This is a genomic window from Agromyces binzhouensis, assembly GCF_042672355.1.
Classification (GTDB): Bacteria; Actinomycetota; Actinomycetes; order Actinomycetales; family Microbacteriaceae; genus Agromyces; species Agromyces binzhouensis.
Genome location: NZ_JBHXVJ010000008.1, coordinates 1 through 15,506, shown reverse-complemented (window position 1 = coordinate 15,506; position 15,506 = coordinate 1). Strand labels below are relative to the sequence as shown.

The 15,506-nt window shown below is 70.9% G+C and carries 12 protein-coding genes; 5 read left to right on the top strand and 7 right to left on the bottom strand.

The window, feature by feature from the left end:
• Nucleotides 1-4 precede the first annotated feature (4 nt).
• A complete protein-coding gene (locus ACFVHK_RS14110; protein ID WP_376929355.1) occupies nucleotides 5-898 on the bottom strand; it encodes an RNA polymerase sigma-70 factor in 894 nt (297 codons plus the stop codon).
• A 10-nt stretch (nucleotides 899-908) separates the two neighbouring features.
• Nucleotides 909-1,526 (bottom strand): carboxymuconolactone decarboxylase family protein, encoded by a 618-nt coding sequence (locus ACFVHK_RS14105; RefSeq protein ID WP_376929354.1) that lies wholly within the window; start codon nucleotides 1,524-1,526, stop codon nucleotides 909-911.
• A gap of 188 nt (nucleotides 1,527-1,714) precedes the next feature.
• Between ACFVHK_RS14105 and ACFVHK_RS14100 the strand changes: the two genes are divergently transcribed.
• The 4 genes from ACFVHK_RS14100 to ACFVHK_RS14085 all read left to right on the top strand — a co-directional run bounded on the left by ACFVHK_RS14100 (nucleotide 1,715) and on the right by ACFVHK_RS14085 (nucleotide 7,056).
• On the top strand, nucleotides 1,715-2,389 hold the full coding sequence (locus ACFVHK_RS14100) for a hypothetical protein (RefSeq protein WP_376929353.1): 675 nt from the start codon (nucleotides 1,715-1,717) through the stop codon (nucleotides 2,387-2,389).
• 159 nt (nucleotides 2,390-2,548) lie between these two features.
• Complete coding sequence (locus ACFVHK_RS14095; protein WP_376929352.1) at nucleotides 2,549-4,501, top strand: acyl-CoA dehydrogenase family protein; 1,953 nt, start codon at nucleotides 2,549-2,551, stop codon at nucleotides 4,499-4,501.
• A gap of 168 nt (nucleotides 4,502-4,669) precedes the next feature.
• Nucleotides 4,670-6,034 (top strand): hemolysin family protein, encoded by a 1,365-nt coding sequence (locus ACFVHK_RS14090; protein ID WP_376929351.1) that lies wholly within the window; start codon nucleotides 4,670-4,672, stop codon nucleotides 6,032-6,034.
• A complete protein-coding gene (locus ACFVHK_RS14085) occupies nucleotides 6,031-7,056 on the top strand; it encodes a CNNM domain-containing protein (protein WP_376929350.1) in 1,026 nt (341 codons plus the stop codon). Before ACFVHK_RS14090 ends, ACFVHK_RS14085 begins: the two co-directional genes overlap by 4 nt.
• A 44-nt stretch (nucleotides 7,057-7,100) precedes the next feature.
• Here ACFVHK_RS14085 and ACFVHK_RS14080 read toward each other — a convergent pair whose 3' ends face one another.
• Genes ACFVHK_RS14080 through ACFVHK_RS14060 form a run of 5 tightly spaced genes read right to left on the bottom strand, consistent with a single transcriptional unit; the run spans nucleotide 7,101 to nucleotide 13,044 of the window.
• Nucleotides 7,101-8,084, bottom strand: coding sequence for a carbohydrate ABC transporter permease (locus ACFVHK_RS14080; RefSeq protein WP_376929349.1), 984 nt, complete (start codon nucleotides 8,082-8,084; stop codon nucleotides 7,101-7,103).
• A complete protein-coding gene (locus ACFVHK_RS14075) occupies nucleotides 8,074-9,036 on the bottom strand; it encodes a carbohydrate ABC transporter permease (protein WP_376929348.1) in 963 nt (320 codons plus the stop codon). The genes ACFVHK_RS14080 and ACFVHK_RS14075 overlap by 11 nt, the downstream gene beginning before the upstream one ends.
• A gap of 17 nt (nucleotides 9,037-9,053) precedes the next feature.
• Complete coding sequence (locus ACFVHK_RS14070; protein ID WP_376929347.1) at nucleotides 9,054-10,334, bottom strand: ABC transporter substrate-binding protein; 1,281 nt, start codon at nucleotides 10,332-10,334, stop codon at nucleotides 9,054-9,056.
• 11 nt (nucleotides 10,335-10,345) lie between these two features.
• Entirely contained in the window at nucleotides 10,346-11,971 is a 1,626-nt protein-coding gene (locus ACFVHK_RS14065) for an FAD-dependent oxidoreductase (RefSeq protein ID WP_376929346.1), read from the bottom strand.
• Nucleotides 11,968-13,044: a LacI family DNA-binding transcriptional regulator gene (locus ACFVHK_RS14060; RefSeq protein ID WP_376929345.1), complete on the bottom strand. Its 1,077-nt coding sequence runs from the start codon at nucleotides 13,042-13,044 to the stop codon at nucleotides 11,968-11,970. The genes ACFVHK_RS14065 and ACFVHK_RS14060 overlap by 4 nt, the downstream gene beginning before the upstream one ends.
• A 173-nt stretch (nucleotides 13,045-13,217) precedes the next feature.
• Between ACFVHK_RS14060 and ACFVHK_RS14055 the strand changes: the two genes are divergently transcribed.
• On the top strand, nucleotides 13,218-15,467 hold the full coding sequence (locus tag ACFVHK_RS14055) for a DUF1349 domain-containing protein (RefSeq protein WP_376929344.1): 2,250 nt from the start codon (nucleotides 13,218-13,220) through the stop codon (nucleotides 15,465-15,467).
• Nucleotides 15,468-15,506: the final 39 nt, after the last annotated feature.

Sequence of the window (15,506 nt, the reverse complement as noted above, 5' to 3'; positions counted from 1 at the left end):
CCGCTCACCGCGCGAGCGGCGCCTCCGCGTCGAGCCGCGCCAGCTTGTCGGGGTTCGCGACCGAGTAGATCCGCGTCACCAGGCCGTCCCCGACCACCACGCTGACGGTGCCCGCCAGCTCCCCGTCGACCTCGACCCGCAGCGCGGGCGCGCCGTTGATCCAGGTCATCGCGGCGACGGGGTGCAGGCCCCACTTCTCGGTCGCGCCGATGAGGAACGCGACGATCTTCCGCGCACCACGGATCGGACGCCGCGCCGCGCCGCGCGCCTTGCCCCCGCCGTCGCCGATCGCGACGACGTCGGGCGCGAGCACGTCCATGAGGCCCTGCACGTCGCCCGTGTTGAAGGCGACCATGAGCCGCTTCACGACGCGCTCCTGCTCGGTGGCCCCGACCTGCACGCGCGGACGGCGGGCCGCGACGTGCTCCTTCGCCCGGTGCGCGATCTGGCGCACCGCCGCCTGGGTCTTGCCGACGGCGTCCGCGATCTCGTCGTAGTCGAGGTCGAACACCTCGCGCAGTACGAACACCGCCCGCTCGGCGGGCCCCAGCGTCTCGAGCACCGTGAGCGTCGCGATGGAGAGCGACTCGGCGAGCTCGACGTCGTCCGCCACGTCCCGGCTCGTCAGCAGCGGTTCGGGCAGCCACTCCCCCACGTACTCCTCGCGCCGCCGCGAGAGCGTGCGCAGGTGGTTGAGCGACTGCCGCGTCACGATCCGGACGAGGTACGCGCGCGGGTCGCGCACCTCGGCCCGGTCGACGTCGGCCCACCGCAGCCACGACTCCTGCAGCACGTCCTCCGCGTCGGCGGCCGAGCCGAGCAACTCGTACGCGACGGTGAAGAGCAGGTTGCGGTGCCGCACGAACGGGTCGGCACCGGCGCCCTCGCGCGTGGTCATGCGCGCCACCCTACGCCGCCCCGACGACGGCCGGGTCGGTCGCGAGCGGCGGGAGGCCACAGGCATCCGCGAAGTGCTCGGAACGGATGCCGAGCGCGATATTGCCCCGCGCGGTCGCGTTCATGAGGCCGACCTTCGCGCTCAGCTCGACCATCGCGGCGGGCCCGAGCTCGGCGAGCAGGGCATCGGACAGTTGGTCGGTCACGGCGACCGGCGTCTCGCACATCGCCTCTGCGTACTCCATGACGCGGCGCTCGAGCGGGGTGAAGACGGACGACTCGCGCCAACGCGGCACCTCGCGCGCCTTCTCCTCGTCGAGGCCGTGGTCGTGCGACAGGAAGTAGTGGAAGTCGAGGCAGAAGCTGCAGCCGATGGCGGCCGCGGCCGCCATCGACGCGTAGGAGCCGAGGTTCGCGTCGAGCGCGCTCCACTTCTCCGCCTTGCGCCCGATGCCCATGAGGTCGAAGAGCACGCGACGGTTGTGCCACATGACGCCGACCGAGTCGGGCACGCGGCCGATCATGCGCCGGGCGCCGAACCTCGCGAGGGCGCCGATCGGACCGGTGAGTTCGGCGGCGGGGACGCGGGTCGTCGTGTCGGTCGTCGTGTCGGTCGTCGTGTCGGTCATGGCTCCTCCATGGTCTCGAACGGGGTCGATGACATGGAGACACCGGGCGGGCGGCGGGTGTGACATGCGGTGCGGACCCGCTCGCCGACCCTCAGCAGCGACGGCTGAACGCGAGTATGCTTCGCTTCCTGGGGCGCTCCGAGGCGCCGACCCAGCGCATGAGCAGGACGTGGCGAAGCAGCGGCTACGTGATCGCGGCCATCGCGATCGCGGCGATCGCCGTCGCGATCGGACTGGGGGCATGGTTCGGGCTCGAACCCGCCGGCCGGCAGCAGGCGCGGATCGAGCTGCTGAAGCTCGCCGTCCAGGCCATCGTGATCGTCATCCTCGGTGCGGTCGTCAAGGCAGTCGTCGACAGCGCCCAGGCCGATCGAGCCAGGCGCGAACAGGACGACCTCCGTCGCGCCGGCTACGCCCGTCGTCTCGTCGACGCGAGTCATGCGATCGAGCTCGCCCGGACGTACATGTGGGCGGATCGCTCGGTCGCGACCTGGGACCGTCAGATGCGGCGGATCATCCGCGCCTACGTCGAGCTCCGTGACGTCCGACACGACGTGACGACGTTCTCGGCGACCGGCCGGCCGCTCTTCGGCAGGTGGGACGACATCGTGGGCCAGATCACGAGCATGGAAGCGTATCTGGTCGGCCTCGTGGATGAGTATCGCGAGGAGAAGCGCCGGCTGATGGACGCGTGGACGCGGGCCGGGGACGACGGCGCGGCACGGGACGAGGCATGGTCGGAGCTTCAGGGGCTCCGCAGGATCGGAGCGTTCCTCCGGGATGACGGAGACTACGGACAACTCCGCGATGCCTATGGGCAGGCGTTGCGGAACATGCGGTCATCGTCCGGCACCCCGCGGTAGGACGATCCGGCACGACCGCGCCGTTCCGCCCTTCTCCTTGACCCCAGGCTTCCTGGGTCCCCGGCCTCTCCTGGGTCCCCGTCCGCAGGGACGTCCGGCGCAAGGGCTGGCCCGGCCCCCCGCCCCGGCGTACGTTGGATCTCGAACGAGGAGGTTCGCGTGAGCACCACCCGAGAGTCCACCGTCTCCCCCGTCGATGAGCAGGAATCCCGCGCGGTCGCGGAGGCCGCGCGCGAACCGGAGTGGCGGAAGCCGAGCTTCGCCAAGGGCCTGTATCTGGGGCAGTTCGACCTGTCGCTGATCCATCCGCACCCGAGACCCGACGCCGAGCGGGTCGAACGCGGCGAGGCCTTCCTCGCCGACCTCGAGGCCTTCCTGCGCACGGTCGACGTCGCCGCGATCGAGCGCGACGCCCGCATCCCCGACGACGTCTTCCAGGGGCTCGCCGACCTCGGCGCGTTCGGCATGAAGATCCCCGTCGAGTACGGCGGACTCGGCCTCGGCCAGACCTACTACAACCACGCGCTGACCATGATCGGCTCGGTGAACGCGAGCATCGGCGCACTGCTCTCGGCGCACCAGTCCGTCGGCGTGCCCGAGCCGCTCATGCTCGCCGGAACCGAGGAGCAGAAGCGACGCTGGCTCCCGCGCTGCGCGGCGGGTGCGGTCAGCGCGTTCCTGCTGACCGAACCCGAGGTCGGCTCCGACCCCGCCCGACTGCAGGCGACGGCGGTGCCGTCCGAGGACGGCTCGGAGTACGTGCTCGACGGCACGAAGCTGTGGACCACGAACGGCGTCGTCGCCGAGCTGCTCGTCGTCATGGCCCGCGTGCCGAAGGCCGACGGGCATCGCGGCGGCATCAGCGCCTTCATCGTCGAGGCGGATGCCCCGGGCATCACCGTGCACCGCCGGAACGCGTTCATGGGCCTGCGCGGCATCGAGAACGGGCTCACCTCGCTGACGGGCGTGCGCGTGCCGGCCGGGAACCTCGTCGGCCGCGAGGGCGAGGGGCTGAAGATCGCACTGACCACGCTCAACGCCGGCCGGCTCGCCATCCCGGCGATCTGCGCCGGCTCCGGCAAGTGGAGCCTGAAGATCGCCCGCGAGTGGTCGAAGGCGCGCGTGCAGTGGGGCCACCCCGTCGGGGAACACGCCGCGGTCGCGCACAAGGTCGCGTTCATCGCGGCGACGACGTTCGCGCTCGAGGCGGTGGTCGACCTCTCGGGCGTGCTCGCCGACGAGGACCGCAAGGACATCCGCATCGAGGCCGCACTCGCGAAGCTCTGGGCGTCCGAGATGGGATGGCGCATCGCCGACGAGCTCGTCCAGATCCGAGGCGGTCGCGGCTTCGAGACCGCCGAGTCCCTCCGGGCCCGCGGCGAGCGCGCGGTCGGCGCCGAGCAGCAGCTGCGCGACCTCCGGATCAACCGCATCTTCGAGGGCTCGACCGAGATCATGCACCTGCTGATCGCCCGCGAGGCGGTCGACGCGCACCTCACGGCCGCGGGCGACCTGATCGACCCGCATCTCGAGCTCGCCGATCGCCTGAAGGCCGCCGTCTCGGCGGGCGGGTTCTATGCGCGCTGGCTGCCGCAGCTCGTCGCCGGGAAGGGCGACCTCCCCGCGGCGTACGACGAGTTCGGCCCCCTCGCGACCCACCTTCGCTACGTCGAGCGCACGAGCCGCAAGCTCGCGCGCGCCACCTTCTACGGCATGGCGCGCTGGCAGGGCGGGCTCGAGCGCAAGCAGGGCTTCCTCGCCCGCGTCGTCGACGTCGGGGCCGAGCTGTTCGCGGTCGCGGCCTCGTGCGTGCGCGCCGCGATGCTCGCCGCCGACACCCCCGACCAGGGCAAGTCGGCCTTCCAGCTCGCCCACACGTTCGCCGAGCAGTCGCGGCACCGCACGGAGCGACTGCTCGACGAGCTCTGGCACAACACGGATGCCACAGACGAGCGACTCGCATCGCGCGTGCTCGACGGCGACTACGCCTGGCTCGAGGACGGGATCCTCGACCCGAGCGAGGGCACCGGCCCGTGGATCACGGAGGCGATCCCGGCGGATGCGATGGACGACGTCCACCGGCGGGTGATCGGGTCGCCCCGCGACACCTGAACGTCGTGCGTCGGAGGCGGGGAATCGCCCCGCGCCGCCACAGCGACTTCCGAGCAGCCATCGGTACGCTCGGGTGAGTCCACCGAGTCCTGGAGGCGTCGAGCACCCCGTGCCCCACCCCACCGATGGTCCCCGCCGTCATCCCGCCCGCTCCGCTGAGGCGCGTCCGTGACCGCGGCCCTGCTGCTCCTGTTCGTCGGCCTCGTGCTGACCGCCGCGATCATCGCCGCGAACGGATACTTCGTCGCCCAGGAGTTCGCGTACATGTCGGTCGACCGCGCTCGCCTCCGTGCGCGCGCCGAGCAGGGCGACACGGCCGCGGAGCGCGCACTCGCCGTCACTCGGCGCACGTCGTTCATGCTCTCGGGCGCGCAGCTCGGGATCACGGTCACGGGCCTCCTCGCCGGGTACGTGGCCGAGCCGTTCATCGGCGAGTCCCTCGGGGTGCTCCTCGGCGGCGTCGGCGTGCCGCCGAGCGTCGGCATCGCCGTCGGCACCGTGCTCGCGCTCGCGCTCGCGACGGTCGCGCAGATGATCTTCGGCGAGCTGTTCCCGAAGAACCTCGCCATCGCGAATCCGGAGCCGCTGGCCCGCGGCCTCGCGAGGTCGACCCAGGTCTACCTCGGCGCGTTCGGATGGCTCATCACGCTGTTCGACGCGGCGTCCAACGCCGTCCTCCGCCTCATCCGCGTCGAGCCCGTGCACGACGTCGACTCGAGCGCGACCGCCGAGGACCTCGAGCACATCATCGACGACTCGCGGGCGAGCGGCGACCTGCCGGACGAGCTGTCGATCCTGCTCGATCGCATCCTCGACTTCCCCCGCCGCGACGTCGAGCACGCCATGGTGCCCAGGGTGCGCGTCGACACCGTCGCGCCCGACACGCCGATCGCCGACCTGCGGGCGATCATGGCGAGCGGGCACACGAGGTACCCGGTGATCGGCGACCGCGAGGAGCCCATCGGCGTGGTGCACCTCGCCGACGTGCTGCGCGCCGACCCGCACGACCGTCGGGCGGTGCGGGAGATCATGCGCGCCCCGCTCGTCGTGCCGACGCTGATGCCGCTGCCCGATGCGCTCGACGCCCTGACGGAGACGCGGAACGAGCTCGCGTGCGTCATCGACGAGTACGGCGGCTTCAGCGGCGTCGTGACGATCGAGGACCTGGCGGAGGAGCTCGTCGGCGAGATCGCCGACGAGCACGACGTCGAGACGACCGCCGGCGCGGAACGCGACGCGGAGGGCGTCTGGGTCATGGACGGCGACGTGCACCTCGACGAGGTCGCGCGCATCATCGGCCGCGGGCTGCCGCGCGGCGACTACGAGACCATCGCGGGCCTCATGATCGCGGAGCTCCGCGGCCTGCCGACGCCGGGCGAGGTGGTGGAGGTCGAGCTCCCCGTCAGCGGTGCGGACCTCGCGGAGCAGGACGAGCCCACGGCGGCCCGACTGCGCCTCGAGGTCGCCGAGATCGATCGCCACGTGCCATCCGTCGTGAGGGTCGCCCTCATCGAACCGGAGGTCGAGCGATGAACCCGTGGATCGTCGTCCCGGTCACCCTCGGGCTCATCGTGCTCAGCGCCTTCTTCGTGATCATCGAGTTCGCGCTCATCGGGGCCCGCCGCCACCGGCTCGAGCAGGATGCCGCGGACAGCGCGTCCGCCCGGGCGGCGCTGCGCGGCATGAACGAACTCACCGTCATGCTCGCCGGAGCCCAGCTCGGCATCACGGCCTCGACGTTCGCGCTCGGCGCGGTGACGAAGCCCGCGGTGGACGAGTGGCTCGGTCCGGTGTTCCTCGCGTGGGGCCTGCCCGAGTGGCTCGCGGGCGGTGCCGCGTTCGCACTCGCGCTGCTCATCGTCACGTTCCTGCACCTGGTCATCGGCGAGATGGCGCCCAAGTCGTGGGCCATCGCGCATCCGGAGCGGGCCGCGAAGCTCATCGGGCTGCCCTCCCGCGGCTTCATCCGCATCTTCCGCCCGTTCCTGCTGTGGGTGAACCGGATCGCCAACGCGCTCGTCGCGAAGACCGGAGTCGAGCCAGTCGATCGCGCCGCCGTCGGCGGACGCGACGCCGACACCATCCGCAACCTCGTTGAGTACTCCACGCAGGTCGGCGTGCTCGAGCCCGAGCTGCAGTCGCAGATCAGCGAGGTGATCGCACTTCAGGAGCTCTCCGTCGACGACATCACCAGGCCCGACGGCGCTCCGACCTCGGCGCCGGCGGATGCCACGGTGGCCGACGTGCGCGACGCGGCGCTCGCGTCGGGCCACCTGCGCATCCTGCTCGACGACGGCACCGGTCGGATGGACGAGGTCGTGCACGTCCGCGACACCCTGCTCGCCGCGGACGACGAGCGCGCGACCGACTTCGCGCGACCGGCCCTCCGGGTCGACTCGGCGACCCCGGCCTACGAGCTCCTCCGGCGCATGCGCGAGGAGCAGGTGCAGCTCGCCGTCGTCGAACGCGACGGCGAGCTGCTGGGCGTCGTCACGCTGACCGACGTGATCCAGCGCGTCCTGCCCGTCGCCGGGGAACTGCCCGAGAACCGGTGACGATCGGCTGACGGCCTGGTCGCGGCAACCGCGCGGTCATCGCGTCACCCCTTCAATCCGGTCTGCGCCAGCCCCTCCACGAACTGCTTCTGCGCGAAGACGAACACGATGAGCACCGGCAGGGCGGTGAGCGTCGCCGCCGCGAGCTGGATGTTCCACATCTCGCCGCCGTACGCGTCGGTGTAGCGCGTGAGCGCCTGTGGCAGCGTGAACAGCTCGGGCGTCTGCAGGTACACCGTCGGCTCGAGGTAGAGGTTCCAGACGTTCAGGAACGTGAAGATCGCGACCGCCGCGAGCGCCGACCTGCTGAGCGGCAGCGCGATGCTCCAGTAGATGCGCCAGCGTCCGAGGCCGTCGATGCGTGCCGCCTCCTCGAGTTCGACCGGCAGCGTGATGAAGTACTGGCGCATGATGAACGTCGCGAGCACGCTCGGCGCGCCGAAGGTGGTCACGAGGATCAGCGGCCAGTGCGTGTCGATCATGCCCCACGAGTTGAAGAGCTGGAACAGCGGCACGATCGTCACCTCGCTCGGGATGAGCAGCCCCGTCAGCACGACGAGGAAGATCGCGTTCTGCCCGGGGAACCGGATGCGGGCGAACGCGTAGCCGGCCATCGAGGAGAACAGCATGGTGCCGATGGTCACGAGGATGGCGATGTACATCGAGTTGAAGTACTGAAGGGCGAACGGCTGGGCGGTGAACGCGCCGACGTAGCCGTCGAGCGTCGGGTTCGACGGCCAGAGCTCGGGCGGGAACGCGAAGATGTCGCTGATCGGCTTGAACGACGACGTGATCATCCACCAGGTCGGGAACACGAACGGCACGGCGAACAGGCAGAGCAGGCCGTAGAACACGACCTTCCGCCACGGGCTCCCCGGCCCGCGTCCGGCGCCGGCGGCACCGTCGGCACGACGCCCCGGAGCCCGGTGGGTCGAGGCATCCCGCGCGGTCGACTCGATCGGCGATGTGGCGGGCACGGCCGCCTCCGTTCCGGGGTTCTCGCGCACGGCGACGGACTCAGTTCTCATAGAAGACCCACCTCTTGCGGAGCTGCCACTGCGCGATCGTCAGCACCAGCACGATGCCGAAGAGCAGGATGGCGAGCGTCGAGCCGTAGCCGAAATGATGGAAGTCGAACGCCTGCTGCACCAGGTAGTAGACGAGCACCGTCGTCGAGATGCCGGGACCGCCCTGGGTGAGCACGGCGATCTGCGCGAAGACCTGCAGTGAGCCGACGATCGTGATGATCGAGGTCAACAGGATGGTCGGCGAGATGAGCGGGACCGTGATGCGCCAGAAGAGCTGGCGGTCGGATGCCCCGTCCATGCGGGCGGCCTCCTGCACCTCCTGCGGTACGCCCTGGAGCGCGGCGAGGAACAGCACCATGTTGAGACCGACGTTCTTGAAGACCTGGACGACGATGACCGACGCCATCGCCGTCGGCCCCTCGCGGAGCCAGTTCGGTCCGTCGATGCCGACGAGCTGGAGGATGCCGTTGATGCCCCCGTTGTCCTGCAGCAGGAACGACCACACGATCGTCCACGCCACGAGCGAGACGACCACCGGCGAGAAGAAGATCGTCCGGAAGGCGGTCATGCCCCGGACCTTGCGGTTCAGGAGCACCGCGAGCAGGAGCGCGAGAGCGAGGTTGAAGACGACGAGCCCGATGGAGAACACGGCGGTCGCCTGCATGACTGGCGCGAGCTTCGGGTCGGACACGAGCTTCTCGAAGTTCTCGAGCCCGACCCAGCGGAACGTGCCGGCGAGCACGTTCCACTCGTGGAACGAGTACCAGAAGATGAGCCCGAGCGGCAGCAGCACGAACAGCGAGATGCCGACCAGCTGCGGCGCGACGAAGAGGTAGCCCGTCAGTTGGTCGCGCACCGCGTACGACGGCACGAAGCGTCGCCGGTTCGGGGCGGGGGCGGCCCCGGGTCGGGCGTGTGCCCGACCCGGGGTCACCGTGGTGGCGTCGGCCATGAAGGAGGTCGCCTTCCTCAGCCCAGCAGGGGGTCGATCGCGGTGCAGGTGTCGGCGAGGGTGCCGGCGATGTCGGCGTCGGCCACCCAGAGGGCGTCGAGCGAGCTGCGCACCTCCTGGCCGATCTCGGCCGAGTCGGTGTGGCTCGGCCGCGTGACGCCGATCTCGATGCCGGGGATCACGACGTCCTCGATCTGCTCGGGGGTGAGCGTCGGGTTCGTCGCGGCGAGCGTCTCGACGTTCAGCTGCGAGACGCGGGGCGGCGGGAAGTACTGCGCGAGCTGCTGCGAGTTCTCGGGGTTCGTGAAGAACGCGAGGAAGTCGGCCGCGGCTTCGGCGTTCGGGCCCGACGACATGACGCCGATGCCCGCCTGTCCGACCATCGAGTACTCCCCGACGGGACCCTCGGGCAGCGGGAGCAGGTTCCATGCGAAGCTTCCGTCGAGGAGGGACGCGCGTGAGATCTGGGTCACGGTGAACGCCGACTCGCCCGCGAAGAAGTCCGCGGTGGTGCCGGGGCCTGGCATCGACTCGGCGTCGAAGGCCGCGTCGTGCAGGAACTCGAACGCCTCGACCATCTCCGGGTCGTCGAACGTGCACTGCGTGCCGTCCTCGCTCCACGGCGCGGCGCCCCAGCCCATCCAGACCGAGGCGAGGTTGTCCCACGTGGTGTAGTCGAAGTCGCGGATCACGAATCCGGACTTGCCGGTCGCCTCGTTCACCGTCGCGCCGGCCGCGGAGACGCCCTCCCAGTTCCAGTCGCCGTTCGCCTGCATCTCGGCGGCGCTCGGCAGGCCGGCTTCGGCGAGCAGGTCGTCGTTGGCGAACATCACGAACGGCGACGTGGAGAACGGGTACGCCACGAGCGCACCCGACTCGTCGTGCCAGAGCGCCGTGGCGCTCTCGGAGAGGTCGTCGAACCCGTAGTCGTCGTCGGCCTCGAGCGTCTCGTCGAGCGGGAGCAGCGCGCCCGAGTCGACGAAGTCGGGGGCGGCGTTCTCGAGGATCCACGCCAGGTCGGGGGCGGATCCGCCCGCGATCTGGGTGGTCACCGTCGAGGTGTAGTCCTCGAACGGGAGCGGGTCGAAGGTGACGTCGGTCACCTCCGGGTGCTCCTCCATGTACGCCTCGGCGATCGAGTCGAACAGGGCGAGGTGGTCCTCGTTCGAGGTCCACACGGTCATCCGCAGCTCGATGTCCTCCGACTCGGATGACGCCCCGCCTCCGGAGCACGACGACAGGGCCATCGCCGCGACCGACGCGAGCGCGAGACCCGTCAGCACCCTTGCTGATCTCATGGTGGTTTCTCCTAGTATCCGGAGACGCCGTGCGGCCAGTGCAGCTCGACGCCTCGCTGTGTGAGCAGGGACTGGAACTCCTCGAGGAGTCCAGGGGTGGTGCGGATCGCGCGGGGGCGGGACGCACGATCGAGGCAGAAGGCCGCGAGCCGGCCCGCCGCTTCGCCGATGTTCCATTCCACCGGGTGGAGCCGGAACGCTCCATTGGTGATGTGGGTGGTACCGACGTTCTTGCCCGCCGGCAGGAGGTTCTCCAACCGTCGGGGGATCAGGGCTCCGAGGGGGATCTCGAAGGGACGGGAGGGCAGGTCGAGGTAGTTGTCCCCGCCGCTCGAGGGGTGCAGGTCGATGCGGTACATGCCGACGCCGATGCTGTCGTCGAAGGTGGCCGGGCCGTCCTGGCCCGATGCCGCGATCGAGAGGTCGAGCTCGGTGACCGTGGTCTCGGCGAGGATGCGACGGGACTCCCGGATGTACGGAGCCATCGCGAGCCCGTCCGGTCCCTGCGTGAGGTCGGACCGAAGCCGCAGCCCGGGGAACCCGGTGCCGCCGTCGGGCCGGGGCGCCTCGGTCTGCAGCCAGTAGAGCATCGACAGCGACTGCTGGCGGGCCGCGCGCTCGCGCTCGGCGCGCACCTCGTCGGAGACATCGACGATGGTGCCGCCGACGTGGTCGATCATGGGCCAGTTCACGAGGACGACGTCGCTCGCGTACGTGCCGGGCGTGAAGTTGCGGCGGGCGACGATCCGGCGGAACGTCCAGAGCTCCCGGTCGCCGGCGTCGGCGCGCTGGTCGGCGATGAGGTCGCCGGGTGCGTCGTCGTTCGGCGTGAACGTGCGGGTCACGGTCCCGAGCGTTCGCGGGTCGGGGCCTGTCAGCGAGATCATCGGCGCCCCCCAGTACTCGGGCTGCGCCGTGCTCCATTCGCCGTACTGCTCGGGCCGGTCGATCGTGTGGTCGCCGTCGACGTGGTCGATCACGAAGCACCAGCTGAACGCCTGCTGGTTGTCGGGCTGCGCCGCCTCGGGCGCGCTCGGCTCGCCGGTGTCGTGACGGGACTCGAACCCGGTCGCGTACTCGGCACCGGTGAGCGGGAGCAGGTCGCCGAGTTCGGTCGCGTCGATCACGTACTCGGCGGTGACGGTGGTCTCGTGCCCGTCGTCGAGGCCGCGAAGGGTGACGGCCTCGACGCGGTCGCCGTCGACGTGCGCGGCGACGGGCACGGCGGGCTGGATGATGCGGAGCCGGCCGGTCGCGCGGAACGGCGCGAGCATCGACTCCAGCACGGCCACGCCGACGAGGGGTTCGGCGCAGATCCGCCCGACGAGTCCCGCGCCGGGGTTCAGGTGCGGGTCGGACCGCGCGGCATCCGTCAGCGGGTAGTGCCGCCGGTAGTAGTCGCGGATGCCGTCGCGGAGCGCCCGGTAGCGGGCCGTCGCCCCGAAGGACTCGATCCAGGTGTGCTCGTCCATCGGCACGCCCTGGCTCGTGAGCTGTCCGCCGAGCCAGCGGAACTCCTCGGTGAGCACGACCGAGCGGCCGCCCTCGAGCGCACCGATCGCGGCGGCGACCCCGCCCAGGCCCCCGCCGACGACCAGCACGTCGGCTCGGAGTTCGGTTGCGGTTCGGGCGATCATGCGGCGTCCTCCGGAGCGACGAGCGTGGCGCCTGCGATGACGGGGCAGGCGAGGGTCTGGCGCAGTTCGTCGTCGGGCACGTCGTCGTGCGGGTCGAGGATGCGCGCGAGCAGGGTGGTCGCCGCACTGGCGAGGGCGCTGCGGGGCGGGCTGAGCCGCGTGAAGTCGCCCGAGTCGCCGTTGGCGCGTGCCGCGTCGCCGAGCACGATGACGGAGAGACGGGCCGGGATGTCGACGGCCGCGGCCGCGGCGAGCGCGCGGACCCGCACGGCGGTCTCGTGCGTCTCGACGACGAGCACGGTGCATCCGGCCGAGCTGACGGCGTCGAGCGCTTCGCGGAGCGTCGCGTCATCCGCCCCGTCGACGGGCAGCGCGAGCAGTTCCGCGGCCGCGATCGCTCCCCCGCGGCGCTCGAGCTCGCCGATCACCCCGCTGCGGCGGTCCATGACCGACTCGCCCGTGCTGTCGACGTGCACGTAGGCGAACCGGCGGTGCCCGAGCTCCCAGGCGCGGCCGATGAGCTCGGCGGCGCCCTGCGCGTAGTCGATGGCGACGTACGGCACGCCGGCGACGTCGCGTCGACCGACCGCCACGAACGGGAAGCCGTCGGCGACGAGCCGGGCGAGCTCGTCCGGGTCCATCTCGACGCCGAGCAGCAGGCAGCCGTCGGCCAGTCGAAGCCGGTTGTTCTCGTGCAGGAGCCGGCGGGTGCCGTCGATCACGGGCGCGCTCGTGAAGAGCAGCAGGTCGCAGCCGAGCTGCTCGGCGGTCTCCTCGATGCCGCTCAGCAGCGGCGCGTAGAAGTCCTGGCTCTCGGTCGGGAACGCGGGCTCGTAGGTGAAGACGCCGAAGATCTTGTTGCCGAGGCCCGCGAGGCGGCGTGCGGCCGGGTCGGCGACGTAACCGGTCTCGCGGAGCACCTGCAGCACGCGGTCGCGCGTCTCCTCGGGGATGCGCCCGGCACCGTCGGCCTTCTCGTTCAGCACGAGCGAGACGGTCGCCTGGCTCACGCCGGCGAGCTCCGCGATGCGGCGCTGCGTGATGCGCCGGGGCGGGGTCTGGGAAGTCGTCATCGAGATCCTTCGGGTCTTGTCCTGCGGTGCTAATCCGCATTAGCGTAGACCGTACCGGATGCTAATACGGATTAGCAACTCGGATGTCGTACGAACCCCGCAACCGGCCGCTGCGCCGCCGGGGTGATCCGTCGCGGCATCCGTCCGGCCCTGCGTATCGAAGGAGCTCACGCATGCCTGCACTCCGGCGCCCACGCGCCGCCGCCATCGCCGCGATCGCCGCACTCGCGATCGCCCCGTTCACCGCGACGGCTCCGGCCTCCGCGGCCGAGCCGTTCCCCGAGTTCGTCTACCAGGGCGTCATCACCGACAAGGCGGAGATGCTCTACAACCCGACGAACGAGTTCATCTTCCCGAGCCTGTTCCACGCCGGGGAGTACCTCGACGACCCGCTCGGCGAGTGGTACCTCTACCTCGCCCCGCACGATCGCCCCGCGGGGATCATGCTCATGTACGCCGACAGCCCCGACGGGCCGTGGACCGAGTACGAGGCCAACCCGATCATCGCGAGCGACTGGTCGCCGTACTACGACGTCTCGCACGTCTCCTCGCCCGACGCGATCTGGAACGAGGAGGCCGGCGAGGTCTTCCTCTACTTCCACGGCGAGAACTCGGTCACCAGATACGCGACCAGCACCGACGGCGTGCACTTCGACTACGGCGACGTCGCCGTCTCCAACGCGATGGGCGGAACGGGCGTCACCGAGACGAGCTACGCACGCGTCTTCGAGCACCCCGACCCGTCGTCCGGATACCGGTACGGCATGTTCTACATGGCCAACTTCACCGACAACCACCGACGCCTCAAGCTGGCCGAGTCGGTCGACGGGCGCACCTGGGACGTGCGACCGGGGACGATGGTCGACCCCGGAACCGGCGACAGCGGCAACGTCTCCGGCGGCAACCTCTGGGAGTGGGACGGCCAGTTCTACGTGATCTACCACAACTCCACGGGCAACGTCATGGCACGCACGATCGACCCGTCGCTCACCGACGTCGGCGACGCGCAGCTGCTGCACCGGTCGAGCGGCGTCGGCGACGACGTCGGCCGCGTGGCGGCGCCCGAGATCCTCTCGCAGGGCGAGGACACCTACCTGTTCTACGAGTCCGGCGACCGGCTCGGCGCCACGATCGCCTGGGCGAAGGCCGGCCCCGACGTCGAGGGTCCTGGCGGGCCCGACCCCGTCGCGTGGCCCGTCGATCCGGAGAACCCGGTGTTCGACCAGTGCGCCGCGCCCGGCTCGGACGAGTTCGAGGCCGACGCGCTCTCGGCCGACTGGGATCGCGTCGTGCGCGAGGGCGCAGCGCGGCACACCGTCGCCGACGGCGTGCTCACGATCCCCGCGTACGAGGGCGGCGTGGCCGCGGCATCCCTCCCCCAGCAGGCGCTGCCGGAGGGCCCGTGGCAGGTGACCACGAAGGTGACGATCGACGTCGCCGAGCGGTACCAGCAGGCGGGGCTCCTGCTCTACGCATCCGACACCGTGTACGGCAAGTTCGACCTCGGCCGCGCGACGCCCGGCAAGACGCTGGAGGTCGTGCGGTACCTGAACGGGAACAACCGGCAGGACTCGGCGGCGCCCGCCGTGCTCGAGGCCGACACCGTGTGGCTCCGCCTGACGAGCGACGGCGTCGCGATCCAGTCGAGCGTGTCGTACGACGGAGCGAACTTCACCGACTACGGTCGCCCGTTCCTGTTCTCCGAGACGCCGTTCACGCACGTCGGGCCGTACGCGTTCCGCGGCAGCCTCGGCGCCGAGGAGATCGACGCGACGTTCGACTGGTTCCGCTGGTCGCCGACGCCGGCGGACTACGAGGCGTGCCTCGCGGAGCTGCTTCCCGACGACGACGAGACCGCAGCGCCCGGGACGGCATCGCTGACCTCGACGAGCGGCTGGGAGCATGGCCTCGACGACGGGAACTTCGACGTGCGCATGGACCTGTGGTGGGGCACGAACGCCACCCGGTTCCGGCTCTACCAGGACGACGAGCTCATCGCCACCGTTCCGCTCGAGCCGTCGTCGCCCGACGCGCAGCACGCCGTCGTGCCGATCGAGGGACTGCCGAACGGCACCTACGAGTTCCGGGGCGAACTGGCGAACTCGCAGGGCACGACGTCGACCAGGCCCATCACGGTGAAGGTGACGGATGCCGCCCCCGGCACGCCGAGGCTGTCGGATGACGACTGGGACGGCGACGGCACGTTCACGCTCTCCGCCGACCTGTGGTGGGGTACGAACGCCGACTCGTGGCGCCTGCTGCAGGACGGTCAGGAGGTGGCGTCCGGCTCACTGGTCGCTGCGACGCCCGCGGCACAGCACGTCGAGGTGCCCATCGAAGGCCTCACGGGCGCGCACGTGTTCGTCATGGAGTTCGCCAACGGCGCCGGCACGACCGCATCGAAGCCGCTCACCGTCGGGTGAGCCGAACCGGGCCGCGGTGCGCACGGGCGGTGCGCACCG

Bases quoted from the DNA above. Each gene is read 5' to 3' on its own strand.
- ACFVHK_RS14110 (WP_376929355.1), bottom strand. From the start codon at position 898: ATGACCACGCGCGAGGGCGCCGGTGCCGACCCGTTCGTGCGGCACCGC.
- ACFVHK_RS14105 (WP_376929354.1), bottom strand. From the start codon at position 1,526: ATGACCGACACGACGACCGACACGACGACCGACACGACGACCCGCGTC.
- ACFVHK_RS14085 (WP_376929350.1), top strand. From the start codon at position 6,031: ATGAACCCGTGGATCGTCGTCCCGGTCACCCTCGGGCTCATCGTGCTC.
- ACFVHK_RS14080 (WP_376929349.1), bottom strand. From the start codon at position 8,084: ATGAGAACTGAGTCCGTCGCCGTGCGCGAGAACCCCGGAACGGAGGCG.
- ACFVHK_RS14075 (WP_376929348.1), bottom strand. From the start codon at position 9,036: ATGGCCGACGCCACCACGGTGACCCCGGGTCGGGCACACGCCCGACCC.
- ACFVHK_RS14070 (WP_376929347.1), bottom strand. From the start codon at position 10,334: ATGAGATCAGCAAGGGTGCTGACGGGTCTCGCGCTCGCGTCGGTCGCG.
- ACFVHK_RS14065 (WP_376929346.1), bottom strand. From the start codon at position 11,971: ATGATCGCCCGAACCGCAACCGAACTCCGAGCCGACGTGCTGGTCGTC.
- ACFVHK_RS14060 (WP_376929345.1), bottom strand. From the start codon at position 13,044: ATGACGACTTCCCAGACCCCGCCCCGGCGCATCACGCAGCGCCGCATC.
- ACFVHK_RS14055 (WP_376929344.1), top strand. From the start codon at position 13,218: ATGCCTGCACTCCGGCGCCCACGCGCCGCCGCCATCGCCGCGATCGCC.